This is a genomic window from Streptomyces sp. NPDC059917, from assembly GCF_042730635.1.
Lineage (GTDB): Bacteria > Actinomycetota > Actinomycetes > Streptomycetales > Streptomycetaceae > Streptomyces.
The window spans coordinates 10,340-18,122 of the sequence record NZ_JBHWLC010000120.1 but is presented as its reverse complement, the minus strand read 5'-3'; the positions used below and the strand labels follow the sequence as shown (position 1 = coordinate 18,122).

The 7,783-nt window shown below is 74.9% G+C and carries 6 protein-coding genes; 1 reads left to right on the top strand and 5 read right to left on the bottom strand.

What is annotated here, in order from left to right; genetic code table 11:
- The first annotated feature begins 153 nt into the window (after positions 1-153).
- The gene (locus tag ACFWAR_RS37035; RefSeq protein WP_385787394.1) at positions 154-1,704 is read left to right on the top strand and encodes an alpha/beta hydrolase; all 1,551 of its coding nucleotides are present in this window, start codon (positions 154-156) and stop codon (positions 1,702-1,704) included.
- 69 nt (positions 1,705-1,773) lie between these two features.
- On the opposite strand, the gene moeZ is transcribed toward ACFWAR_RS37035, so the two are convergent.
- The 5 genes from moeZ to ACFWAR_RS37010 all read right to left on the bottom strand — a co-directional run bounded on the left by moeZ (position 1,774) and on the right by ACFWAR_RS37010 (position 7,593).
- Positions 1,774-2,952 carry an adenylyltransferase/sulfurtransferase MoeZ gene (gene moeZ / locus ACFWAR_RS37030; RefSeq protein WP_385787391.1) on the bottom strand — a complete coding sequence of 393 codons (1,179 nt, stop codon included), beginning with the start codon at positions 2,950-2,952 and terminating at the stop codon, positions 1,774-1,776.
- An 81-nt stretch (positions 2,953-3,033) separates the two neighbouring features.
- Positions 3,034-3,798 (bottom strand): spherulation-specific family 4 protein, encoded by a 765-nt coding sequence (locus tag ACFWAR_RS37025; protein WP_385787388.1) that lies wholly within the window; start codon positions 3,796-3,798, stop codon positions 3,034-3,036.
- Complete coding sequence (locus ACFWAR_RS37020; RefSeq protein ID WP_385787385.1) at positions 3,786-4,781, bottom strand: NAD-dependent epimerase/dehydratase; 996 nt, start codon at positions 4,779-4,781, stop codon at positions 3,786-3,788. Before ACFWAR_RS37020 ends, ACFWAR_RS37025 begins: the two co-directional genes overlap by 13 nt.
- Before the next feature lie 59 nt (positions 4,782-4,840).
- Complete coding sequence (locus tag ACFWAR_RS37015; RefSeq protein WP_385787382.1) at positions 4,841-6,025, bottom strand: hypothetical protein; 1,185 nt, start codon at positions 6,023-6,025, stop codon at positions 4,841-4,843.
- On the bottom strand, positions 6,022-7,593 hold the full coding sequence (locus ACFWAR_RS37010; RefSeq protein WP_385787379.1) for a DUF3492 domain-containing protein: 1,572 nt from the start codon (positions 7,591-7,593) through the stop codon (positions 6,022-6,024). The genes ACFWAR_RS37015 and ACFWAR_RS37010 overlap by 4 nt, the downstream gene beginning before the upstream one ends.
- Between the last annotated feature and the right edge of the window lie 190 nt (positions 7,594-7,783).

Sequence of the window (7,783 nt, the reverse complement as noted above, 5' to 3'; positions counted from 1 at the left end):
GCCGCTGGACCGTCGATGTGCCGCCCGGCTGTGGCCGCGGTCGCCTCCGGCGGCGCCTCAAACGCCGGCGGGGCGGGGTTGGCCGGGGCCGGTGGGGGACACGAACGGACCATGGCGGGGGCGGGGGGGTGAGGGGGGAAGCAGGATGGGGGCATGCCCACTGCCCCGCGGATCACCGCCGTCGCCGCCCTCGCCGCCGCCCTGCTCTGCACCGGCGCCTGCTCCGACGCCGGCAAGGACACCTCCAGGGGCAGGGAGAACGCCCCGGGCGCCCCGGCCGCCCCCACCTGGAAGCCCTGCCCCGCCCCCTCCGCCGCACAGGGCGCCGGCCAAGCCCCCGGCAAGGACTGGGAGTGCGCCACCCTCGACGTCCCCGTCGACTACGCCGAGCCCGGCGGCGACACCCTCCCGCTCGCCCTGATCCGCGCCAAGGCCACCGGCCCCAAGTCCGCCCGCATCGGCTCGCTCGTCTTCAACTTCGGCGGCCCCGGCGGCTCCGGCGTCGCCTCCCTGCCCGGCGCCGCCAAGGAGTACACGGCCCTGCGCACCCGCTACGACCTGGTCAGCTTCGACCCGCGCGGGGTCGGCCGCAGCGCCCCGGTGCTCTGCGAGAGCGACGCCCAGCTCGACCGGTACTACGCCGCCGACAACACCCCCGCCACCCCCGCCGAGGAGCAGGCGTACCTGGCCGGGATCAAGACCTACCGGGACGGCTGCGTCCGCAATTCCGGCAAGCTCCTCCCCCACGTCGGCACCGAGAACGCCGCCCGCGACCTCGACCGGCTGCGCCAGGCCCTGGGCGACGAGAAGCTGCACTACTTCGGCATCTCCTACGGCACCGAGCTGGGCGGGGTCTACGCCCACCTCTTCCCGAAGAACGTCGGCCGGGCCGTCTTCGACGCGGTCGTCGACCCGACCAAGACCTCGGAGGAGGGCGCGCTGGGCCAGGCGAAGGGCTTCCAACTGGCCCTCGGCAACTTCGAGCAGGACTGCGTGGACCGCGGGGACGCCTGCCGCCTCCAGGGCAGCACCGCCAAGGAGATCGACGCGAACATCGTCAAGCTCCAGAAGGCCCTGGCCGCCAAGCCCGTCGAGGGCGTCGGCGGCCGCCAACTCACCGCTTCGGCCGCAACCAACGGCATCGCCTACGCCCTGTACTCCAAGGAGGGTTGGCCGCTGCTGGAGCAGGGGCTGGACGAGGCCGAGGGCGGCCAGGGGCAGTTGCTCCTCGTCATGTCGGACGCGCTCAACGGCCGCGACGCCAAGGGCACGTACAACAACATCGGCGCGGCCAACACCGCGATCAACTGCGCGGACTCCAAGGAGCGCTTCACGCTGGAGCAGACGAAGGCCAAGCTCCCGGCCTTCCGCGCCGCCTCCGCCGTCTTCGGCGACTTCCTCGGCTGGGGCCTGCTCGGCTGCACCGACTGGCCGGTCAAGGGCGCCTTCGACACCCCGGACGTGAGCGCTCCCGGCGCCGCCCCGATCGTGGTGATCGGCAACACCGGCGACCCGGCGACCCCGTACGAGGGCGCCCGCAAGATGGTGGAGCGGCTCGGCCCCGGGGTGGGCGTGGAGCTGACCTACAAGGGCGAGGGGCACGGCGCCTACAACAGCGGCAACGCCTGCGTGCAGAAGGCGGTGGACGCCTACCTGCTGAACGGCAAGGTCCCGGCGGCCAAGGCCGTCTGCACCGCGGCCTGAGCCCGGAGGTACGCAAGGGCCCCGCCGCGCGTCGCGCGGCGGGGCCCTTGCGTACGGAGAGCGGGTCGCCTAGTAGATCGGCTTCTCCGGCTCGATCTGGTGGACCCAGCCGATGACGCCGCCGCCGACGTGCACCGCGTCCGCGAAGCCCGCGGACTTCAGGACCGCGAGGACTTCCGCACTGCGGACACCCGTCTTGCAGTGCAAGACGATCCGCTTGTCCTGCGGCAGGTCCTGGAGGGCGGTGCCCATCAGGAACTCGCCCTTGGGGATCAGCTTCGCGCCGGGGATCGAGACGATCTCGTACTCGTTGACCTCGCGGACGTCGATGATCTCGATCGGCTCGTCGTTGTCGATCCACTCCTTGAGCTGCTTGGGAGTGATCGTCGAGCCGGCGGCCGCCTCCTGGGCCTCCTCCGACACGACGCCGCAGAAGGCCTCGTAGTCGATGAGCTCGGTGACGGTCGCGTTCGGACCGCAGACCGCGCAGTCGGGGTCCTTGCGGACCTTGACCTGGCGGTACTGCATCTCCAGGGCGTCGTAGATCATCAGGCGGCCGACCAGCGCCTCGCCGACGCCGGTCAGGACCTTGATGGCCTCGGTGACCTGGATGGAACCGATGGACGCGCAGAGCACGCCCAGCACGCCGCCCTCGGCGCAGGAGGGAACCATGCCCGGCGGGGGCGGCTCCGGGTACAGGCAGCGGTAGCACGGGCCGTGCTCGGACCAGAAGACCGAGGCCTGGCCGTCGAAGCGGTAGATCGAGCCCCAGACGTACGGCTTGTTCAGCAGCACGCAGGCGTCGTTGACCAGGTAACGGGTCGCGAAGTTGTCCGTGCCGTCGACGATCAGGTCGTACTGGCTGAAGATCTCCATCACGTTCTCGGCTTCGAGCCGCTCTTCGTGGAGGATCACGTTCACGTACGGGTTGATGCCGAGCACGCTGTCGCGCGCCGACTCCGCCTTCGAGCGGCCGATGTCCGCCTGACTGTGGATGATCTGGCGCTGCAGGTTCGACTCGTCGACCTCGTCGAACTCCACGATGCCGAGGGTGCCCACACCGGCCGCGGCCAGGTACATCAGGGCGGGGGAACCGAGGCCGCCGGCGCCCACCGCGAGCACCTTGGCGTTCTTCAGGCGCTTCTGCCCGTCCATCCCGACGTCCGGGATGATCAGGTGGCGGGAGTACCGACGGACCTCGTCAACGGTGAGCTCAGCAGCTGGCTCTACCAGGGGTGGCAGCGACACGGGCACTCCAGGCGGGTCATCCCCGCACCAGCGGGGAGCATTAAAGTGTTGTTCTGTTCCGCAACACTGCCACGGCCCACTTCATTCCGAGACACTCGTCCCGATCCGCGAGACGATTTCGTCCCAGTACCCGGGCATCGAGGCCCACGGGTCGCTGCCCGCGCGCGTTCCGAGCCGGTCCGTGAACCAGATCGTGCCCGCGCCCTGCCACCGGGCGACCCGCACGGCCTCCTCCAGGTGCGTGCGCGGCACCCCGTGCACGAAGTGGCAGAACCGCTCCGGCGGATGGTCCGCCGTCCACTCCGCCACCTGCGACCAGCGGTAGTCGGCCCAGCTCCCGGAGAAGGTGACCAGCTGGTCCGCGGCCTCGGTGTAGCCCTCGTACGGGTGCGTGCCGTGCCCGAGCACCAGGTGCGGGCGGTGCCCGCCGGTCCCCAGCGTGCGCAGGGTGTCCGTCAGCTTGCGCACGGCGTCCAGCCCGGCCCGGTCGGCCGGGGCCTCGGCCAGGTAGAAGCCGCCGACCCGGTACCAGTCGACGAAGCGGTGGGCGTCCGAGACCAGCTCGCCGAAGGACCGCTCGCCGTCCCGCATCGCGAGATGACCGAGCACGGCGGCGCCCGCCTCCCGCAGCCGCACCGCCGCCTGCGAACAGTGCGGGTCGGGCCGCTGCCCGGGGCCGTCCGCCACGTTCAGGACGGCCCAGTGCAGCGGGGTGCCGGGCCGGGACAGCTCGGCCCACTCGGCGGGCGCGACCAGCGGGTGCCCGTACCCGGGGACCCCGAGGCCCAGCCGACCGGCCCCGGTGGCCGCCTGCCGCGCCCCGGGCGGGGTGGTCAGATGCGGCACGCCGCCTCCATCCAGATGTCCGCGAGCGATTCCTCCAGATTGATCCGGGGCCGCCAGCCGAGCCGGTCGCGGGCCGTGCGGACGTCGGCCTGCTGCCAGGTGCCGCAGCCGTCCGGGTACGGGTACGGCGGCGGGGCGGCGGCCAGTTGCTCGGCGGTGGCCTCGGCGCGCGGGGAGCCGATCGCGGCCAGGCCCGCCGGGCGGCCGGGGTGCGCGTGCGGCTGCGGCGGGCCGTCGAGCTCGTGGATGGCTCCGCCGTAGCCCGCCACCCGGGCCAGGACGGCGGCCGCGTCGCGCAGCCGTACCGCGCGCCCGGTGCCGATGTTGACGACGCCCTGCGCGGCGGAGAGCGAGGCCGCGTGCACGGCCCGCGCCACGTCGCGCACGTCGACGAAGTCGCGCTGCACGCCGAGGCCGCTGAGCTTCAGCTCCGAGTCCCCGGACTGCATGGCCCGGCGCATCGCCTCGGCGAGCCGGCCGAGCGGGGACCCGGCGGGGGTGCCGGGGCCGACGGGCGAGAACACCCGCAGCACGACCGCGTCGAGGCCGGACCCGAGGACGAGTTCGGTGGCGGCGAGCTTGCTGACGCCGTACGGCCCGCCGGGTCTCGGCACGGCGTCCTCGGCCGTGGACGACCCGGGCTGGCTGGGCCCGTACTCGGCCGCGCAGCCGAGCTGCACCAGCCGGGCCCCGCAGCCGCTGCGGCGCAGCGATTCGCAGACCGTCGCGACGGCGACGGTGTTGTGCCGGGTCAGCTCGCGCGCACCGCCGCGGGTGGCCCCCGCGCAGTTGATCACGACGCCCGGGTGGACGGCGTCGAGGAAGCGGGTGAGCGCACCGGGGCTGCCGGTGGCGAGGTCGAAGCGGACGTCGGCGTCGTCGCCCCGGCCGAGGGCCGTCAGTTGGACGGCGGGGTCGGCGAGCAGCCGGTCCGCGACGTAGCGGCCGAGGTACCCGTTGGCTCCGATCAGCAGCACCCTCATCGCGCGGCCCCGTGGTCGTTTGGCTGGCCGGTCATGTCTTCTTCTCCTTGTTGGCGCGGTCAGGTCTGTGCGTGTGCGGATGCGCGGGAGAGCGCGACCGTGGCGTGGACGAGCAGTCCGGCGGCGGCCGCCGCGGCGGCGACCGGGTTCGGGATCAGCGCCACCGCGAGGGCGATGGCGGCCGGGACCCGGTGCGGCGTGTGGCGGACCAGCAGCCGGGTCAGGAAGAGGAGCACCGCGAGCGGCACGGCGACCGCGAGCGGGGCCCGCAGGAGCACGAGCGGGACGGCGGCGAGGGCGGTGAAGCAGAGCGCCGCCCCCACGAGCAGCGGCCGCGCCCCCGCCGCGAAGTCCGCCAGCGCGCGGCTCCCGGCGAGGCGGCGGCGCGCGCGGGCCGTGAAGGCCGCGTCGCACCAGTGCGCGGGGGCCGCCGCGAGGGCGAGGCCCACCCCGAGCGGGGTGCCCAGCGGCGCGCCGAGCCGGTACACGGCGTATCCGGTGGCCGCGGCGGCCAGCAGCTGGGGGAGCCAGGGGTGCCGGCGCCCCGGGGTGCGCGGCCGGGCGAGGACGCCGACGGCGAGCAGGGCGGCGAGGGCGCCCACCCAGGGGGCGGGCCCGCCGATCAGGTCGGCGCCGAGCGCGAGGGCGCCGGGGACCAGGGCGTACGCCGCTCCCCGCAGGTCGGCCGGGCCCGCGCCGGCCGGGGCGGCGGTCCGGGCGTCGGGGGACTCCCCGCGCGGGACGCGGGCGTAGAGCTCCTCGGCGAGGGAGAAGACGTCCCGGTGCCGGAACCGGGCGGCGGTCCGGTCGGTGATCCCGTGGGCCTCCAGTCCGGCGGCGATCTCCAGCGGGTCGACGGCCCGTTCGCACAGCTCCCGGTGCCGGTGCATCAGCGCCTTGACCGGGTCCCCGCTCGCGCGGCGGCGTCCGGTGAGGACCCGGCCCGGGCGCGCGTCGGCATCGGCGGCGGGGTCGGCGTCGGGGGCGGCCTCGGAGGCGGGGTCGGGGGCGGCGGCAACCGGGGCGGGGTGCTCCGCCGGGGCGGGCTCGGGCGACGGCTCGGGGTCCACCGGCGGCGGGGGCGCGAGCCGCAGCACGAGCGTGGTCTCCACCGCGTCCGGCGCGCCCGTGGCCGGCCCCTCGCCCGCCGGGTCCGCGCGGGGCTCCGGGTCGGGCGCCGGGACCAGGACCGGGCGCCGGGCCAGGTCGAAGAGGGACGGGGTGGTGTCCGGGTGGGTCGTCATACCGTCGCCTCCGGGGACGCGGCCCACGTCGGGGTGGTCCAGTGGCCGGGCACGCGGGCCTCCGGCGGATGGGTGAAGGGGGCGTCCGCGGGCGGGCAGGCCGCGCCGTCGGCGATCAGCTGGAGGTAGACCTCCCGGAAGGCGGCCACGTTCTGCTCGACGGTGAAGAGCTCCAGCGCCCGCGCCCGGGCCGCCGCCCCCAACCGGCGGGCGCGCTCCGGATCCCGCAGCAGGGTCAGGCAGGCGTCCGCGAGGGCGCGCGGATTGCGCGGCGGGACCACCAGCCCCGTGCCGCCGATGACCTCGCGCACCGCCCCCACGTCGGTGGAGACCGTGGCGCGGCCGCAGAACATGGCCTCGACGAGCCGGATCGGGAAGCCCTCGACCACCGAGGACAGGACGGTGACCGGGGCGCAGCCGTAGGCGTCGGGCAGGGCCGGGGTCTCCGGCCCGCCGATCTCCTCGAAGCTGACGGGGCTCTCGCCGACGGTCACCGCGTCCGCCGCCTCGTCGGGGAAGAGCTGGGCCGCGAGCGAGCGGCAGTCGGCCAAGTACCCCGGCGCCGCCGCGGTCGCGAAGATCCGCAGACGGGTGTCCGGTTCGGCCCGCCGCACCTCCGCGAACGCGTGCAGCAGCGCGATGAGGTCCTTGGCCGGTTCTATCCGGCCGACCCACACCAAGGTGGCCGGGTCGCCGTGGTCGGCGGCCTCCCCGACGGTGGCGAATCGGTCCGCCTCCATCCCCGGGTAGACCGTCCGCAGCCGTTCCCGGTCGGCCCCGCACTTCTCCTGCCAGCGCCGCGCGTGCGCGTTGCCGGGGGTGAGCAGGTCCGCCCGGGCGTAGATCTCGGCGGCGAGGCGGACCTGGAAGGCGCCGAGCAGGGCCCGCAGGGCCGGGCGCTCCTCCGCGTGCTCCAGGTAGTGCGCCCGGAGCTGGACGCCGTACTCCGTGACCAGCAGCGGCACTCCGAAGAAGCGTTTGGCCACCAGTCCGGGCAGGGCGGCCAGCCCGCCCGCCGCCGCGTGGCAGACGTCCACGGCGCCGAGTTCCTCGTACCAGTCCAGGCTGAGCGGGCGCAGGGCGCGCTCCAGCTCGTCGACGAAGGCGAGCAGGTCGGGCACCTGCGCGGCCTGGACGGCGCGGCTCGCGCCCGGCGCCCGGCAGCCGGCCTCGACGGCCCGCACCGCGATCTCGGAGCGCACCGCCGCGTACAGGCCGCCCTGGTCCCGGGCCAGTTCGGCGAGCCCGTACAGGCCGGTGGCGAACGCCTCGCCGTCGGCCGCGCAGATCCCGCGCACCAGGTCGGTGAAGCAGGCCAGGAACCGGCGCCGTTCGCGGCGCGAGTAGGTCCGACCGTCGTCGCCGGGGGCCCACAGGGGGGCCGTCCGCACCCGCGTGACGTGGGCGGGCAGCGGCACCCGGCCGCGCTCTTCCTGCCCGGCGCTGCGGCTCAGCGCGTAGAGCTCGAACTCGTGCTGCGGAAGCCCGCGCACCAGCCGGTCGCACCAGAGCCTGGCTTCGCCCGTGGCATACGGATAACCACCTTCCGTGAGCAGTGCGATCCGCACGAGTGGCACCCCCGATCTCCCGTTCAGGCGGCCTCCGTCGGTCCGGTGACCCGCCGCGAGAACTCAAGCGGATATGCCGAAGGCGCGACGGACGGTTGTCCACCACCCCCACCGCCGCGGGGAGGAAGGGGTACAAAAGAACAAGGGGGCCGCGGCGCACCCCCAAGTACGCGGGTGGGCGGTCGACGCG

What these genes read in the sequence shown, in the direction of transcription:
- ACFWAR_RS37020 (WP_385787385.1), bottom strand. Translation starts at nt 4,781, where the DNA reads ATGAGGGTGCTGCTGATCGGAGCCAACGGGTACCTCGGCCGCTACGTC.
- ACFWAR_RS37015 (WP_385787382.1), bottom strand. Translation starts at nt 6,025, where the DNA reads ATGACGACCCACCCGGACACCACCCCGTCCCTCTTCGACCTGGCCCGG.
- ACFWAR_RS37035 (WP_385787394.1), top strand. Translation starts at nt 154, where the DNA reads ATGCCCACTGCCCCGCGGATCACCGCCGTCGCCGCCCTCGCCGCCGCC.